General features: G+C 73.4%; 13 protein-coding genes and 1 pseudogene. 2 read left to right on the forward strand and 12 right to left on the reverse strand.

What is annotated here, in order from left to right:
* The first annotated feature begins 176 nt into the window (after window positions 1–176).
* Window positions 177–282: pseudogene (locus tag IG05_RS47880) on the forward strand.
* 74 nt (window positions 283–356) lie between these two features.
* Here IG05_RS47880 and IG05_RS0120215 read toward each other — a convergent pair.
* The 9 genes from IG05_RS0120215 to IG05_RS0120255 form a co-directional block, all read right to left on the reverse strand.
* Entirely contained in the window at window positions 357–1,154 is a 798-nt protein-coding gene (locus tag IG05_RS0120215) for an HAD family hydrolase (RefSeq protein WP_030344466.1), read from the reverse strand.
* Window positions 1,151–2,428, reverse strand: coding sequence for a serine--tRNA ligase (gene serS, locus IG05_RS0120220; protein ID WP_037814283.1), 1,278 nt, complete (start codon window positions 2,426–2,428; stop codon window positions 1,151–1,153). Before serS ends, IG05_RS0120215 begins: the two co-directional genes overlap by 4 nt.
* A gap of 599 nt (window positions 2,429–3,027) precedes the next feature.
* Window positions 3,028–3,960: a prephenate dehydratase gene (pheA, locus tag IG05_RS0120225; RefSeq protein ID WP_030344468.1), complete on the reverse strand. Its 933-nt coding sequence runs from the start codon at window positions 3,958–3,960 to the stop codon at window positions 3,028–3,030.
* A gap of 80 nt (window positions 3,961–4,040) precedes the next feature.
* A complete protein-coding gene (gene efeB, locus IG05_RS0120230; RefSeq protein ID WP_030344470.1) occupies window positions 4,041–5,327 on the reverse strand; it encodes an iron uptake transporter deferrochelatase/peroxidase subunit in 1,287 nt (428 codons plus the stop codon).
* Window positions 5,328–5,335: 8 nt separating this feature from the next.
* Window positions 5,336–7,291 carry a copper resistance protein CopC gene (locus IG05_RS0120235; RefSeq protein WP_030344472.1) on the reverse strand — a complete coding sequence of 652 codons (1,956 nt, stop codon included), beginning with the start codon at window positions 7,289–7,291 and terminating at the stop codon, window positions 5,336–5,338.
* Between the two features lie 13 nt (window positions 7,292–7,304).
* Window positions 7,305–7,769, reverse strand: a complete 465-nt coding sequence (locus IG05_RS0120240) for a copper chaperone PCu(A)C (RefSeq protein ID WP_030344474.1) — start codon at window positions 7,767–7,769, stop codon at window positions 7,305–7,307.
* Window positions 7,766–8,419, reverse strand: coding sequence for an SCO family protein (locus tag IG05_RS0120245; protein WP_030344477.1), 654 nt, complete (start codon window positions 8,417–8,419; stop codon window positions 7,766–7,768). Before IG05_RS0120245 ends, IG05_RS0120240 begins: the two co-directional genes overlap by 4 nt.
* 104 nt (window positions 8,420–8,523) lie before the next feature.
* Entirely contained in the window at window positions 8,524–9,246 is a 723-nt protein-coding gene (locus tag IG05_RS0120250; RefSeq protein WP_030344479.1) for a YcnI family protein, read from the reverse strand.
* Between the two features lie 161 nt (window positions 9,247–9,407).
* Window positions 9,408–10,238, reverse strand: a complete 831-nt coding sequence (locus tag IG05_RS0120255; RefSeq protein ID WP_030344481.1) for a hypothetical protein — start codon at window positions 10,236–10,238, stop codon at window positions 9,408–9,410.
* A gap of 198 nt (window positions 10,239–10,436) precedes the next feature.
* Here IG05_RS0120255 and IG05_RS0120260 point away from each other — a divergent pair, with 198 nt between their 5' ends.
* A complete protein-coding gene (locus tag IG05_RS0120260; RefSeq protein ID WP_030344483.1) occupies window positions 10,437–10,880 on the forward strand; it encodes an ATP-binding protein in 444 nt (147 codons plus the stop codon).
* Here IG05_RS0120260 and IG05_RS0120265 read toward each other — a convergent pair.
* The 3 genes from IG05_RS0120265 to IG05_RS0120275 all read right to left on the reverse strand — a co-directional run.
* Window positions 10,863–12,254: a PLP-dependent aminotransferase family protein gene (locus IG05_RS0120265; RefSeq protein WP_030344485.1), complete on the reverse strand. Its 1,392-nt coding sequence runs from the start codon at window positions 12,252–12,254 to the stop codon at window positions 10,863–10,865. The genes IG05_RS0120260 and IG05_RS0120265 overlap by 18 nt on opposite strands.
* 146 nt (window positions 12,255–12,400) lie before the next feature.
* On the reverse strand, window positions 12,401–13,885 hold the full coding sequence (locus tag IG05_RS0120270) for an aminopeptidase P family protein (protein ID WP_030344487.1): 1,485 nt from the start codon (window positions 13,883–13,885) through the stop codon (window positions 12,401–12,403).
* A gap of 167 nt (window positions 13,886–14,052) precedes the next feature.
* Window positions 14,053–15,324, reverse strand: a 1,272-nt coding sequence (locus tag IG05_RS0120275) for a PP2C family protein-serine/threonine phosphatase (RefSeq protein ID WP_030344489.1), incomplete at its 5' end; no start/stop codon positions are given.

The following is a 15,324-nucleotide window of genomic DNA, read 5'->3' on the forward strand; positions in this document are numbered from 1 at the left end:
GTCACCGACCGGGAGTGGAGGTGGGCGATGTCCATGCACGGCAGTACGCCCGGCTCCCGACAGGGCAGCCCGAGGCCGGCTCCGGGGTGATTCCCTACCGCTCCGTGGAGCCACGGAAGCTGCCCGGGGCGGTCGCTTCGAGCACGCGATGTCGCTCTCGCGTGGACCGCCCTCCCGGAGGATTGGCCGAGTGGTAAGGCACCGGCTCGCGCTGTGTTCCGCACAGGCGAGCCGCGGTCGGGCATGGGCATGCCCGCGCACGTTCGACCCGTGCATCCTCCGCAAGACGTCACAGCCCCCGCGGCGCCCGGCGCGGAACGAGTCCGTCCGGGGCAACCGGGCGCTGCCCCGGACCGCTAGCCGAGCAGCCGCTCCAGCACCACCGCGATGCCGTCCTCCTCGTGGGACGACGTGACCTCGTCGGCCACCGCCTTCAGTTCCTCGTGGGCGTTGGCCATGGCCACGCCGTGGGAGGCCCAGGCGAACATCGGGATGTCGTTGGGCATGTCGCCGAAGGCGATCGTGTCGGCGGCCTTCAGGCCCAGCCGGCGGGCCGCCAGCGACAGGCCCGTGGCCTTGGACAGGCCGAGCGGCAGCAGCTCGACGATGCCCGCGCCCGCCATGGCCACCGTGACGAAGCCGCCGGCCGTCCGCCGGGCCGCGTCCGCCAGCTCGTCGTCGCTCAGCGTCGGATGCTGGATGTAGATCTTGTTCAGGGGCGCCGTCCAGAGGTCGGAGGCGTCCGTGAACGGGGTCGCGGGCAGCGTGCCGGTGACCGCGTACCCCGGGCCCACCAGCACCTCGCCGTCGAGGCCGTCCCGGCTGGCCGCCAGGTACAGCGGCCCCACCTCGGCCTCGATCTTGGCCAGGGCCACGCCCGCCAGCTGCCGGTCCAGGGTGACCGAGGTCAGCAGGCGGTGCGCGCCGGCGTCGTAGACCTGGGCGCCCTGGCCGCAGACGGCGAGGCCGGCGTAGCCGAGGTCGTCCAGGATGTGCCGGGTCCACGGGACCGCGCGGCCGGTGACGACGATGTGCGCGGCGCCCGCCGCGGTGGCCGCGGCGAGCGCGTCACGCGTGCGCCGCGAGATCGACTCGTCGGAGCGCAGCAGCGTTCCGTCGAGGTCGGTGGCGACGAGCCCGTAGGGGAAACTCACCGGGACACCGGCTCCAGGACCTCACGGCCGCCCAGGTACGGGCGCAGCACCTCGGGGACCCGGACGGAGCCGTCGGCCTGCTGGTGGTTCTCCAGGATCGCCACGATCGTGCGCGGTACGGCGCACAGCGTGCCGTTGAGGGTGGCGAGCGGCTTGACCTGCTTGCCGTCGCGGACCCGGATGGACAGCCGGCGGGACTGGAACTCGGTGCAGTCCGAGGTCGAGGTCAGCTCCCGGTACTTGCCCTGGGTCGGGATCCACGCCTCGCAGTCGTACTTGCGGGCGGCCGAGGAGCCGAGGTCACCGGAGGCGACGTCGATGACGCGGAACGGCAGCTCCAGCGAGGTCAGCCACTGCTTCTCCCACTCCAGCAGGCGCTGGTGCTCGGCCTGGGAGTCCTCGGGCGCGACGTACGAGAACATCTCGACCTTGTCGAACTGGTGCACCCGGAAGATGCCCCGGGTGTCCTTGCCGTGGGAGCCGGCCTCGCGGCGGAAGCACGGGGAGAAGCCCGCGTACCGCAGCGGCAGCCGGTCGGCGTCGATGATCTCGTCCATGTGGTAGGCCGCCAGCGGGACCTCGGAGGTGCCGACCAGGTACAGGTCGTCCTTGTCGAGGTGGTAGACGTCCTGCGCGGCCTGGCCGAGGAAGCCGGTGCCGGCCATCGACTGCGGGCGGACCAGCGCCGGGGTCAGCATCGGTGTGAAGCCGGCCGCGGTCGCCTGGGCGATCGCCGCGTTCACCAGGGCCAGCTCCAGCAGGGCGCCGACGCCGGTGAGGAAGTAGAAGCGGGAGCCGGAGACCTTGGCGCCGCGCTCGACGTCGATGGCGCCGAGCAGCTGGCCCAGCTCCAGGTGGTCCCGGGGCTCGAAGCCCTCGGTGCCGAAGTCGCGGATCGTGCCGTGCGTCTCCAGCGTGACGAAGTCCTCCTCGCCGCCGACGGGCACGTCGGGGTGGACGAGGTTGCCCAGCCGGAGCAGCAGCTCGTGGGTCTCGGTGTCGGCCGCGTCGCGCTCGGCGTCGGCGGCCTTGACGTCGGCCTTCAGCTGCTCGGCGCGCTTGAGCAGCTCGGCCTTCTCGTCGCCGGTGGCCTTGGGGATCTGCTTGCCGAGCTGCTTCTGCTCGGCGCGCAGCTCGTCGAAGCGGACGCCGGAGGACCTGCGCCGCTCGTCGGCAGACAGGAGGGCGTCGACGAGCGCGACGTCCTCTCCACGGGCGCGCTGGGACGCGCGCACACGGTCGGGGTCCTCACGAAGCAGGCGAAGGTCAATCACGTGGCCAAGGCTACCGGTGCGGGGTCGCGGCTCACGAATCACTATTCCGGGGAGTTCTGATTCGCGGCTTACCGTCCGTTATGCGTTAATTGCCGCCCGTGTCACTCCGGCAAGCCGCGTACGTCCACGGCGTGCGTCAAGGGAAAAGTGTCTCACTCCCTGGGACGGGGCACGTCCCGGGCGCCCGGTTGACCGGATTCCCTTGTGGAGAACGGGATTTGGCGGCGTAGTTGTCCACAGGAATCCACGCCCCCTGAAGAGTTATCCACAGGCTGTGTGGAAGGTCTGTGGATTTCGGAATTGATCACTCCGGAAAGCTCGAACGTGTTGAAGAATTCCTAGGTCAAACCCTGCCGACACCCGCGTTCGGGTGGAAAACGGTCCCCCCAAAAGATGAACCGAAGGAAACGGGTGGACGAAGGGTGACCCAGGGACGGATGGCCTCCACCGGGGCTTACAGGGCGATTTGTCGACCCGCTGACCCCACTCTGTCGACTTGTCCCCAGGTCGAGAAGGGCACCTGTGGATAACTCCTGTGGATAACGTTCGTATGCAGGTACGACCGGGTGCAGACCGGGTGTGGACCGGGTGCGGGCGGGTTAGAACCGGCCGTCCTGGCAGCGCGCCACCCAGTCCGCCGCCGCCATGAACTCCTCGTCCGACGTCCCCGGCGGTGTCGGTCGGGCCTCGCCCGGTGTGATGTCGGCGCGGGGATAGGAACCGAGGTAGCGCACCTGGAGACAGATCCGCCGCAGCCCCATGAGCGCCTCCGCCATCCGCCGGTCGGCGATATGGCCCTCGGCGTCGATGCAGAAGCAGTAGTTGCCGATGCCGGCGCCGGTCGGCCGGGACTGGAGCAGCATCAGGTTGATGCCCCGCGAGGCGAACTCGCCGAGCAGGTCGCGCAGCGCGCCGGGGTGGTCGTCGCGCTGCCACAGCACCACCGAGGTCTTGTCGGCGCCGGTGGGCGCGGCCGGCCGGGCCGGGCGGCCGACCAGCACGAACCGGGTCTGCGCGTTCTCCGCGTCGTGGATCCCGGTCTCCAGTGCCTCCAGGCCGTACCGGGCGGCGGCGAACTCGCCCGCGAAGGCGGCGTCGTAGCGGCCCTCCTGGACCAGGCGGGCGGCGTCCGCGTTGGAGGCGGCCGACTCCCACAGGGCGTCCGGGAGGTTGGCGCGCAGCCAGTTGCGCACCTGGGGCTGGGCCGCCGGGTGCGCGGAGACCGTCTTGATGTCCGTGAGCTTCGTGCCGGGACGGACCAGCAGCGCGAAGGTGATCGACAGCAGCACCTCGCGGTAGATCATCAGCGGTTCGCCGGCGACCAGTTCGTCCAGGGTGGTGGTGATGCCGCCCTCGACGGAGTTCTCGATCGGCACGAACGCGGCCTCGGCCTCGCCGGCCCGCACCGCGTCCAGCGCGGACTGCACCGACACGTAGGGGATCAGCTCCCGGGTGGCCGCCTCCGGAAGCGTGCGCAGAGCGACCTCGGTGAAGGTCCCCTCCGGGCCGAGATAGGCATAGCTCGCTGGCATGTCCCTCACCCTAATGGCCGCGGGGAGAGCCGTCGCACGTGTCTCATGGATGCCACTCGACCGGGTGGTTTGAACCCGGTTCACCCCTCCAGGAGCCGCTGTCCCACGTATTCACCCTTCGCCGCCCCGCCCGGCACCGCGAACAGGCCGCTGGCCTCGTGCCGGATGTACTTCGACAGCGCGTCGCCCCGGTCGAGCTTGCGCTGCACCGGTACGAAGCCGCGCAGCGGATCGGCCTGCCAGCAGACGAAGAGCAGACCGGCATCGGGCGTGCCGTCCGCGTCGATGCCGTCGTGGTAGGAGAACGGGCGCCGCAGCATGGCCGCGCCGCCGTTCTCCTCGGGCCGGGTGATCCGCGCGTGCGCGTTCAGCGGGACGACGTAGTCGCCGTTCGCGTCGGTCTTCTCCAGGTCCATCGGGGTGGTCTCGTCGCCGCCGGACAGCGGCGCCCCGTCGGCCTTCCGGCGCCCGATGACCTGCTCCTGGGCAGCCGGCGACAGCTTCTCCCAGTCGTCCAGGAGCATGCGGATCCGGCGTACGACGGCGTAGGAGCCGTTCGCCATCCAGGCGGGCTCGCCCGATGCGGGCACGAAGATCCGCCGGTCGAAGTCGGCTTCGGCGGGCTTCGGGTTGCGGGTGCCGTCGACCTGGCCCATGAGGTTGCGGGCCGTCATGGGGTGGGCGGTGGCGCCCGGGCTGCGGTTGAAGCCGTTCATCTGCCAGCGCACCCGCGCGGCCGAGCCCGCGTCCTTCTGGATCGCGCGCAGGGCGTGGAAGGCGACCAGGGCGTCGTTCGCACCGATCTGCACCCACAGGTCGCCGTCGCTGCGGGACTTGTCGAGCCGGTCGGAGGAGAAGTCCGGCAGCGGGTCCAGGGCGGCCGGCCGCTGCTTCTCCAGGCCGGTCCGGGCGAAGAAGCGGTGGCCGAAGCCGAAGGTGACGGTCAGCGAGGACGGACCCGCGTCCCGGGCCACACCGGTGTCGCCGTGCGGTGCGGCCTCGCCCGCCATCAGACGCTCGGCCGTCGCCGACCAGCGGCGCAGCAGGGCCGCCGCCTCCTTGCGGCCCGCGCCAGGCGCCAGGTCGAAGGCGACGAGATGGCCGCACGCCTGGAGGCCCTCGGTGATGCCGGGCTGGTGTTTCCCGTGAAACATCGCCCGGCCGGAGCCCACCGAGGTCAGCGGGGTGGCCCCGGCGGGTGCGGCGGCGTAGCCCACGGCCCCGCCGGCGGCGCCGAGCACGAGGCCGGTGGCGCCGGCGGTGCCGAGCAGGGCGCGCCGCGAGACGCCGCCGGTGCCGGGGACGGGCACGGGCCGCGCCGGCGGGGCCTCGGGCGTACGGGCCTGGGGGACGGACTGGTCGGGCATGGTGGGGTTCAGCCGATCTGCGCGTTCTTGGAGACGGTGACCTGGTCGATGTCGGAGGTGCGGACCGTGACGGCGATCTTCCAGTCGCCGGCCATGGGGATCTGCACGCCGTTCGCCGACCAGTGGCCGGTGGCGATGTGGTCGGGGTTCACGGGGAGCGGGCCGATCTTCTTCGCCTCCAGGGTGAAGGCGAGCTTCACCTCGGGGACGTCGAAGGCCCGGCCGTTGCGCCGCTGGACGTAGACGTGCATCTCGTTGCCGCCCACGCGCGCGGGGTCGAGGTCGATGCTGACGACGCCCTTGCCGTCGGCGCCGCCGGTGTCGAAGGGCATGTCCAGGGTGAGCGCGCCGGACGTCGCCGAGGTGTCGGAGCCGGCCGACGCGGAGGTGGCCGCCTTGGCCTCCTGCTCGGTGCGGCCCGGCTCGGTCTGGGTCAGCGCGGTGGTGACGGCGAGCAGCACGAGGGCGACGCCGGCCTCGGCGAGCACCGAGCGGCGCAGGCCGAAGCGGTTCGGGTCGGCGTCGCGCAGCCGCTTCTCGCGGGCGGCGTCGACGGCCGCGCGCTGCCGGGCGAGCTGGGCGGCCCGTCCGGAGTCGCCGGCGCCGGTGCCGCCGCCGGCCTTGCCGCCGCCGCCGGCCTTGCCGCCGCCGGCGGCCGGCTGCGCGGCGGTGACCTGCTCCTTGCGGGCTTGGGCCTGGGTCGTGCGCGACGCCTTCCCGGAGCGGGTGACCGGGTCGGTGAGCCGGCCCGTCCAGCGCCGGGACACGGCCGCGATACCGACCAGCACCGCCACCAGGGCGATCTTGACAAGCAGCAGCTGTCCGTAACGGGTCTCGGTGAACGCCGACCAGGAGCCGAGCTGCCGCCAGGACTGGTAGACGCCGGTGACCACGAGGGCGAGGACGGAACCGAAGGCCACCCGGGAGTAGCGCCGTACGGCGGCGGCCTCGACCGGGGTGTCGGCGGGCGCCCGGTACAGGGCGGTCAGCAGGGTGGTGAGGCCGCCCAGCCAGGCGGCGACGGCCAGCAGGTGGACGACGTCGACCGGCATGGCGAGGCCCGGCTGGAGCCCGGTGGAGGCGTGCTCGGCCATGGCCCAGCTGGCCGCGAGCCCGGCCGCGACGACCACTCCGCCGACCGCGAGCCCGAAGGTCAGGTCGCGCTTGTCCTGGTCCTCCTCGCGGCGGGTGTAGGTGCCGAAGAGGACGGCGACGAACAGCGCGGCGGCGGCGAGCAGCAGCAGCCGGGAGACCAGGGCGGCACCGGTCTTGGTCTGGAGCACCTGGCCGAGCAGGTCGAGGTCGAAGACGTCGGCGAACTTGCCGGAGGTGGTGTACGCACCGCGCAGGAGCAGCAGCCACAGGGTGGCCGCGGTCAGCGCCACCCAGCCGCCGACGACCAGCCGCTGCAGGGGCCGTACGCCTGCGCCGCGCTGCCAGCAGGCGAGGACGAAGGCCGCGCCGCCGGCGAGCACGATGAAGCCGGCGTACGACACGTACCGCCCGAACGCGTAGAGCCCGCCCACCACTCCGCCGCCGGCGGCCGGTCCGGTGCCGGAGACGACGGTCGGCGAGGGCGCCCCGACGGAGAAGGTGTAGGCGCCGGCGACGGGGTGGCTGTCGGCGGAGACGACCTGGTAGGTGACGGTGTAGGTGCCCTTGGCGAGGCCGCTCTTGAGCTGCACGGCGTACGTCGTCCCGCTCACGTTGGCGGGGCTGCCCGTCTGCACCGGCCTGCCCTTGGGGTCGAGGACGCGCAGGGAGTCGTCGTTCATCGCCACCTTCTCGGAGAAGGTGAGCGACACCTGGGTGGGCGCCTTGTCGGCCACCACCCCCTGTGCGGGGTCGCTGCCGGTCAGCGCCGCGTGGGCGGAGGCCGGTCCGGCGCCCGCCAGCAGCGCACCGGTGACGGCGATGAACAGCAGCACCAGGATCCGCAGGCGGGGGGTGATGGTCCGGGTCACGGTGGTCCCTCCCTCAGTGGCCGGTCGACGGGTTGTACGTGGTGGGCCTCACCGGCATCTCGACGGTGAGGGACCCGGACTTGGCGAAGCCGAGCTTCAGGGTGACCTTCTGGCCCTGCTTCGGCGCCCGCTTCAGCTTCTCGAACATCAGGTGGTTGCCGCCGCTGCGGAACACCAGTCGTCCGTGGGCCGGTATGGGGAAGGAGGACTTCTCCGTCATGGCCCCGCCGGTCGTGCTGTGCATGGTGACCTCGCCGGCGACGTCACTGCTGACCGAGGTCAGCTCGTCCCCGGTGCCGCCCTTGTTGGTGATCGTCAGGAACCCGGCGGCCATGTCGGCGGAGACGGGCTGGGGCATGTAGGAGGCGCTGACGGACAGTTCGGCCCGCTCCGGGCCCGCGCCGGAGCCCGAGCAGCCGGTGAGGGCCAGGGTGCCGGTGAGCGCGCCCGCGGTCAGGACGGCGGTCCGACGCCTCACGGCTTGGCTCCCTCGACGAGCTTGGGCAGGTCCTTGGTGTACTCGTCGACCGTGGTGTCCTCGCCGTAGAGGACGTAACCGGCGTCGGTCTTCGGGGAGAAGGCGATGACCTGGGTGCCGTGCACGGAGACGAGCTTGCCGTTCTTGTCCTTCGTGGTCGGCTCCACGGAGATGCCCAGGGACCGGGCGCCGGCCTGGATCCTGGCGAAGTCGCCGGTCAGGCCGATGAACCGGGGGTCGATGCCCTTGAGCCACTTGCCCAGCTCGGCGGGGGTGTCACGGCCGGGGTCGGTGGTGACGAACACCACCCGCAGGTCGTCCTGCTCGGCCTTGGGCAGCGCCTTCTTGGCGACGGCGATGTTGCTCATCGTCGTCGGGCAGATGTCGGGGCAGTGGGTGTAGCCGAAGTAGACGAGGGTCGGGTGGCCCGCGGTCTCCTTGCGCAGGTCGTACTGCTTGCCGCGGGTGTCGGTGAGGACCAGGGCCGGCTTGGTGAAGGGCTGGTCGAGGACGGTGGCGGCCTTGCCCGTGCCGGATCCTCCCGAGACCACGGCGACCGGCGACCCGGAGTCGTCCCCGGTGCCGCAGGCGGACAGGGTCAGGGTGGCGGCGGCGAGCAGCACGGCCGCGGTGAGCGTCTTCTTGCGCATAGAAAAATGTCCCAGATGTGTGAACTCCGGCGCGCACCGGGGTCGGGCGGGGCGTCGTGTGACGGCCTCGCGCGACGCCCGGTGCGCGCGGCGGAAGGAAAGGCTCAGGCGGCGGTCCGGCGGCGGCCCGCGAGGACGCCGTAGGCCACGCCGGCGACACCGATGACGATGCCGACCACGCCGAGCACGCGTGCGGTGGTGTCACTGTCGCTGCCGGAGTCCCCGGCGGCGGCCGTCTTCCCGGTCTTCTCGGCGGTGTTCTCGGCGCTCGCCGTGCCGTGGTGGTCGTCGGTGGCGGCGGACAGCTCCAGGACCGGCGCCGGGTTCTCCGGCTCGTCCTTGCCCTCCTGCGGCACCTCGATCCAGCGCACGACCTCCTTGTCGGAGTACGTCTGGACCGCCTTGAAGACCAGTTCGTCGGTGTTCTCGGGCAGGGCGCCCAGGGAGAGCGGGAACTTCTGGAAGTAGCCGGGCTCGATGCCCTTGCCGTCGGCGGTCCAGGTGACCTTGCTGACGGCCTCGTCGATCTTCTCGCCGTGCATGGTCAGCGGCTTGGCCAGCTTGGACTTGGTGACCTCGGCCTTCCAGCCGGGGACCGGCTGCGGCATCACCGAGGCGATCGGGTGCTCGGCCGGGAGGTTCACCTCGACCTTGGTGGTCGAGGCGTTGTCGCGCTCGTTGGGGACCTTGAAGTCCACGACCGCGTAGCCGCCCTTGGCCGCGGGGCCCTCGGGCTGCACGGAGACGTGCGCGAAGGCGGGGGCGGACAGGGCCAGGACGGCCGTACCCGCGGCGGCAGCGGCGGCGGCGATACGAGAAGCCTTCATGGAAGGAAGCACTCCACTCTGAGTGAGGTCCGGTGGTGAAAGGGGATACGCGCGCGAGGGGCCGGCGTCTTGGCCGAGCCGCGGCACATGTGCGCACGCGCGCGTGCCGCACGACGGCGGCGCACCGGGTTCCGTGTCCGTGGAGGGGAGCGGTGGCCGCGTCAGGCGGCGAGGAGGAAGGCGGCGGCGGGCGGGCCGCGCCGGATCACCGTGTGCTGGAGGACGGCGGTGTGCGGGGCCGGTGTCTCGTCCCGGTCGGGGCGCGGGCCGCGACGGCCGGCCTCGGCGGCGGGGAGCAGCCCGGCGCACAGGACGCGTGCCAGCGCGAGCGCGGCGCGCAGGGAGCGGACGAGCGCCCCCTCCGCGACTCCATGCACCGACAGCTCGATGAGCCGCAGCACGGCCAGGTCCCCGCGGCGCAGCAGCCAGCCCGCGGCGAGGGCCGCGAGCACATGGCCCAGCAGCATCGGCAGCGAGGGCAGCAGGCCGGCCGAGGCGCCGGTGGCGTCGTGCGCGTGCTCCAGGGTGCCCAGGGCGGCCGTGGGCCGGCCGGCCCGGTCGACGAGGCGCGCGTCGAGCAGCAGCCGGAAGGCGTGTCCCGGGGTGACGGATGCCGGGGCCGACCCGCACAGCAGCCGGGTGGCCCGCTCGACCAGGGCGCTGTCGCTCAGCACCCCGCCCGTCGTCCCGGCCGGCATCCCGGCCATCGTGACCTGGTGCTGGCCCAGCCCGAACAGCGTGTGCAGCACGGTCTGGCCGAGGGCGAGGAGCGCGGCGATGCCCGGCAGCGAGCGGGCCCGCCCGGCGAGCGGTGCCGCGGCCAGCAGGGCGCCGAGGAAGCCCGCACCGAGCGACCACAGCGGCACGCCCGCGCAGGAGGCCAGGGTGTGCCCGCACGCGGCCAGCGCGACACAGACCGCGGCGAACACCGCGGCCCGCAGGATCCGGAGCCCGGCTCCGGGACGCGCCGTGCGCGGGTGGGGGGCAGACATGGCGGCCTCATCATCGCACTGCCGCGGTCCGCCGCCCACGGCAGGGCCCGCGGGTCCATCCTTGCGCGCCGCACCTCATACACCGATTCCGCCCCAGGCGCATCGGCCGGACGGGCGGACCCATGGCGACGGAGTGCTTACGACCGCCTACGGGCGGCAATACGTAACGGTATGTCGAGCCGGCCAGGAGGCTGGAGCATGAGCATCTGGTGGTCACTCCATCTGCGGCGCGAGGCCGCCAGCGTGCCGCTCGCCCGGCGGCTGCTGATCGGCACGATGGAGACGGCGGGCGTCGACCCGGACATCTCCTACGACCTGTCCGTCGCCCTGAGCGAGGCCTGCGCGAACGCCGTCGAGCACGGCGGGGACGCGGCGCCCGGCACCTCGGAGGCCTACCGGGTGACCGCCTATCTCGACGGCGAGAAGTGCCGTATCGAGGTCTGCGACTCCGGTCCCGGCCTCGCGCGCCCCCCGGACCCCCGGCCGGCCCGTCCGGACGCCGAGCACGGCCGCGGTCTCTGTCTGATCCGGGAACTCGCCGACCACGTCCACATCGGGGCCAGGCCCGGCCGGGGCGGCACGGTGGTCAGCTTCGACAAGATCCTGAAGTGGAAGAAGGATCCTTCACTGCTCACGGCGTGAGGGCCGGCGGGCCGGCTCCAGCACCCGCGCCAGCGCCTCCAGGGCCTCGGGGTACGACCGCTCCCGGGGCGTGCCGTAACCGACGACCAGTCCCTGCGGCCGGCCGGGGCCCGGGGCGTGCCAGTGCTCGCCGAGCGTGCCCACCGCCAGGCCCTCCGCCTCCGCGCGGGCCAGCGCCTCGGCCTCGTCCGGCACCTCGACCAGCGCGTGCAGCCCGGCCGCGATCCCGCGCACGCTGCGCCGCGCCCCCAGCCGGTCCAGCAGCTGGTCCCGGCGCCGCCGGTAGCGCAGCCGGCACGCGCGCACGTGCCGGTCGTAGGCGTGGCTGTCGATCAGCTCGGCGAGGGCGAGCTGGCCGATGGTCTCGGTGTGGTGGTCGCTGTGCAGCTTGGCGTCGGCGACCGCGTCGACCAGGTGCGGGGGCAGCACCATCCAGCCGAGGCGGAGCGCGGGGCCGAGCGTCTTGGAGGCGGTGCCCAGGTAGACGACCTGGCCCGGTGCCATGCCCTGCAGGGCGCCGACCGGCTGCCGGTCGTAGCGGAACTCGCCGTCGTAGTCGTCCTCGACGATCAGGCCGCCCCGCGCGCGGGCCCAGTCGGTGAGCGCCCGGCGCCGCTCGGGGTGCAGGGTCACCCCGGTCGGGTACTGGTGGGCCGGCGTGACCACCACGGCCGCCGCCCCGCCCAGCTCCTCGGGGCGCACCCCGCGCGAGTCGACCGGGACCGGCAGGACCGTTCCGCCGTTGTGCCGCACCACCTGCCGGTGGAAGGGCAGCCCCGGGTCCTCCATGGCGACGGCGGCGCCGTCCAGCACGCGCGTGAGCAGCGCGAGGCCCTGCACGTACCCGGAGGTGACGACGATCCGCTCCGGCGGCGCGAGCACCCCGCGAGCCCGGCCCAGGTAGCCGGAGAGCGCGGTGCGCAGCTCGATCCGGCCGCGCGGGTCACCGTAGTCGTACGCCAGCGAGGGGGCCGTCGCTATGGCCCGGCGCAGCGCGCGCAGCCAGGCGGCCGCCGGGAACGCGCCGACGTCCGGGCTGCCCGGGCGCAGGTCGAAACGCGGCGCCCGCGCGTGGGCGCGCGCCTGCGGCGCCTCGGCGTCCACGGCCGGGAGTTCGGCGACCCGGGTGCCGGACCCCTGGCGGGCGGTCAGGTACCCCTCCGCGACCAGCTGGTCGTACGCCGCCTTGGCGGTCCCCCGGGAGATCCCCAGCTCGGCCGCGAGCCGCCGGGTGGCGGGCAGCCGGGTGCCGGGGACGAGCCGCCCGTCGCGCACGGCGTCCCTGAGCGCCCGCTCCAGGCCCACTCGGCGGCCGTCCGCCGCGTCCGGTTCCAGATGCAGGTCGACACCGACCCCGGACCAGAAGTCGTCCACGTATCCCACCCCCGTCAGTGCCCGCGCCCCGAGGGGCGCGGGACTGTGTCGATATGCGGCTCCCCCGCGCGGGCGCGACCGGCCACGGCGAGACCAGCACGCCAAATGGCCGGGCACCTCCCGGTACCCGGCCATTCAAACGCACATCAGCCCTTCAGTGCGGCCATCCACGCCTCGACCTCGTCCGAGCGGCGGGGCAGGCCCGCCGAGAGGTTCGTGTTGCCGTCCTCGGTCACCAGGATGTCGTCCTCGATCCGGACGCCGATGCCCCGGTACTCCTCCGGCACGGTCAGGTCGTCGGCCTGGAAGTACAGCCCCGGCTCGACGGTGAGCACCATGCCCGGCTCCAGCACGCCGTCCACGTACGTCTCGGTCCGCGCGGCGGCGCAGTCGTGGACGTCCATGCCGAGCATGTGCCCGGTGCCGTGCAGGGTCCAGCGGCGCTGCAGGCCCAGCTCCAGGACGCGCTCGACCGGGCCCTCGACCAGGCCCCACTCGACGAGCTTCTCGGTCAGCACGCGCTGCGCGGCGTCGTGGAAGTCGCGGTACTTGGCGCCCGGCTGCACGGCCGCGATGCCGGCCTCCTGGGCCTCGTACACGGCGTCGTAGATCTTCTTCTGGATCTCGCTGTACGTGCCGTTCACCGGCAGCGTGCGCGTGACGTCGGCGGTGTACAGCGTGTGCGTCTCCACGCCGGCGTCGAGCAGCAGCAGGTCGCCGGAGCGGACCGGGCCGTCGTTGCGCACCCAGTGCAGGGTGCAGGCGTGCGGGCCGGCCGCGCAGATGGAGCCGTAGCCGACGTCGTTGCCCTCCACGCGCGCGCGGAGGAAGAAGGTGCCCTCGATGTAGCGCTCGCTCGTCGCCTCGGCCTTGTCGAGGACCTTGACGACGTCCTCGAAGCCGCGGACGGTCGAGTCGACCGCCTTCTGCAGCTCGCCGATCTCGAAGCCGTCCTTGACCAGCCGCATCTCGGAGAGGAAGACGCGCAGTTCCTCGTCGCGCTCGGCGGTGACCTTGTCGGTCAGGGCCGCCTCGATGCCGGCGTCGTAGCCGCGCACCACGCGGACGGGGCCGGTGGCCTCGCGGAGCGCGTCGGCCAGCTCGCGCACGTCGGCGGCCGGGATGCCGTACAGCGCCTCGGACTCGGTGAGGGAGTGGCGGCGGCCGACCCACAGCTCGCCCTGGCCGGAGAGCCAGAACTCGCCGTTCTCGCGGTTCGAGCGGGGCAGGAGGTAGATCGTCTCCTCGTGGCCGCCGTCCTTCGGTTCCAGGACCAGGACGCCGTCCTCGGTCTGGTTGCCGGTGAGGTAGGCGTACTCGACGGAGGCGCGGAAGGGGTACTCGGTGTCGTTCGAGCGGGTCTTCAGGTTGCCCGCCGGGATCACCAGGCGCTCGCCCGGGAAGCGGGCGGAGAGCGCCGCGCGCCGGCGCGCGGTCTCGGCGGCCTGCGGGACCGGCTGAAGGTCGCGCAGCTCCGTGTCGGCCCAGCCGGACTGCATGTTCTCGGCCAGCTCGTCGGAGACGCCCGGGTACAGGCCGTTCTTCCGCTGCTTGACGGTCTCCTCGGCCTCGGTCTCCGGGCCCTCCGCGGTGGCGGAGTCAGGGACAGCCGGGTTGAGCTCGTCGGACACGTGATCCTCCTCGATACGCCATTGATCTCCCCCGGGGCCCGCGGCGCTCCTGCTTGTGGCCGAGCGGGGACCTCCATCATCGTACGGTCGTACCGGGAGCGGGCGGGGTCGGATGACCTGTTATGCCCGGTCATGCCGACACGCCCGGGCCCGGGTCCGCGGCCTCCTCAGTCGAAGCGGACCGCGAGCAGGACCACGTCCTCCTCGCTGTCGGCGGCGTCCGGGCCGTCGGGCAGGACCGCGCGCAGGACGTGGTCGGCGACGGCGCCCGGATCGTGCCGCACCGCGCGCGGGACGCCCGCGGCGGCGGCGTGCAGCCGGGCGAAGGCGCGGTCCATCGGGTCGCCGGTACGGTGCAGCAGCCCGTCGGTGTACAGCAGAACCGTCTCTCCGGCCTCCGCCTGGATCTCCACGCTCGGTGCCTCCCAGCAGGCGAGCATGCCGAGCGGGGCGGAGACGGAGGTCTCGGCGAACTGGGTGCGCCGCTCGCCGATCAGCAGCGGCGGGCTGTGCCCGGCACCGGCCAGCGTGACCTTGCGCAGGGCGGGCTCGCAGTAGGCGAACAGGGCGGTGGCGCAGCGGGCGGGCTCGGTCAGCCGCAGCAGCAGCTCCAGGTCGGACAGGACGGCGACCGGGTCCTCGCCCTCCATCACGGCGTAGGCGCGCAGGGAGGCGCGCAGCCGGCCCATGGCGGCCACCGCGCTGGGCCCGGAGCCGGTGACCGAGCCGACGGACAGGCCGAGGGCGGCGTCCGGCAGCGGCAGGGCGTCGTACCAGTCGCCGCCGCCGCGCGGGCCGGTGCGGTGCCGGGCGGCGAGCTGGACGCCGGCCATCCGGGGCAGCCGGGACGGCAGCAGTTCCTCGGTGATGGTCGCCATGCACGCGCGCGTGCGTTCCACCTCCAGCAGCCGGGCCAGGTGCTCGGTGGCGTGCCGGACGTACAGCCCGGCGAGGTGGCGCCGGCGCGCGTGCGGTTCGGCCGGCTCGTCGTAGAGCCAGACGACGGCGCCGAGGCGGCCGGCGGACTCGGTGGCGAGCGGGAGGGCGTAGCTGGCGGCGTAGCCGAGGCGGGCGGCCACCTCGCGGTGGCGCGGGTCCAGGCCCTCCTCGGCGAACAGGTCGGGGTGGACGACCTCGGCGCTGCCGCGGGTGTCGTACGGCAGGGCGCGGCGCGGCACGGTCTCCAGGTGCCCGAGGTCGGCGCGGCCGAGGCCGAGACCGAGGGTGGTGCGGGGGCCGGGGCCGTCGGCGGGCTCCAGGACGACCAGGCCGCGGCGGGCGCCGACCAGGGCGGCTCCGGCGCGCAGCAGCTCGTGCAGGGCGGGGTCGAGGGCGTGGGTGCGCGAGAGGCGCTCGGTGAGCTCGTGGAGGGTCGTGAGATCGGAGACCCAGCCGGCCAGCCGGTCCTGCAGGAGGGCACCGGGGGCGGGGGCGTGGGG

It is taken from the genome of Streptomyces sp. NRRL S-1022, assembly GCF_000720135.1.
In the GTDB taxonomy this organism is placed as follows: domain Bacteria; phylum Actinomycetota; class Actinomycetes; order Streptomycetales; family Streptomycetaceae; genus Streptomyces.

Excerpts from the sequence above, each read along its gene's own strand:
- pheA (WP_030344468.1), bottom strand. The coding sequence starts at position 3,960 with ATGCCAGCGAGCTATGCCTATCTCGGCCCGGAGGGGACCTTCACCGAG.
- efeB (WP_030344470.1), bottom strand. The coding sequence starts at position 5,327 with ATGCCCGACCAGTCCGTCCCCCAGGCCCGTACGCCCGAGGCCCCGCCG.
- IG05_RS0120245 (WP_030344477.1), bottom strand. The coding sequence starts at position 8,419 with ATGCGCAAGAAGACGCTCACCGCGGCCGTGCTGCTCGCCGCCGCCACC.
- IG05_RS0120250 (WP_030344479.1), bottom strand. The coding sequence starts at position 9,246 with ATGAAGGCTTCTCGTATCGCCGCCGCCGCTGCCGCCGCGGGTACGGCC.
- IG05_RS0120255 (WP_030344481.1), bottom strand. The coding sequence starts at position 10,238 with ATGTCTGCCCCCCACCCGCGCACGGCGCGTCCCGGAGCCGGGCTCCGG.
- IG05_RS0120260 (WP_030344483.1), top strand. The coding sequence starts at position 10,437 with ATGAGCATCTGGTGGTCACTCCATCTGCGGCGCGAGGCCGCCAGCGTG.